Origin of the sequence: Arthrobacter sp. ISL-28, from assembly GCF_018613875.1 — a bacterium.
Lineage (GTDB): Bacteria > Actinomycetota > Actinomycetes > Actinomycetales > Micrococcaceae > Arthrobacter.
Genome location: NZ_JAGGPJ010000018.1, coordinates 1 through 446, shown reverse-complemented (window position 1 = coordinate 446; position 446 = coordinate 1). Strand labels below are relative to the sequence as shown.

Below are 446 nucleotides of genomic sequence, written 5' to 3'. Positions count from 1 at the left end.
GAAGCCACAATCCGCTAGGGGGCGTCCATGCAGCAAATAACGATCGAAAAAAGTGGGCAGGAACAGGTGCTCTAACCATGGATGGAAAACTCGCAGTCATCGGCCTGGGCAGCATCGGAAGCATGGCCCTGTGGCAGGCCTCCCGCCTGTCCGACTCAGTGGTCGGATTCGAAGCCCAGGCACCCGCCCATGCCCGCAGTGCCGTGGGCGGCGATACCAGGCTCTTCCGGATGATCTACCGCGGAGCCCCCGACCTCTACCCCATCCTGGAACGCTCACGTGATCTCTGGGCCGAGCTCGAAGCGGAAACCGGGCAGAACATCCTGATCCGCTGCGGCGGCCTCTCCATCGGAACCAAAGACGGCCCCTACCTCTCGGCCCTGCTGGAAACCACCAGGACCAACGGCGCCGAACACGAAATCCTCAGCCGCGAGGAGAGGGGCCAA

At 63.2% G+C, this 446-nt stretch carries 1 protein-coding gene; it reads left to right on the top strand.

What is annotated here, in order from left to right; all coding sequences use genetic code 11:
* Nucleotides 1–77: 77 nt before the first annotated feature.
* Nucleotides 78–446, top strand: a 369-nt coding sequence (locus J7E80_RS14425; protein ID WP_215052691.1) for an FAD-dependent oxidoreductase, incomplete at its 3' end; no start/stop codon positions are given.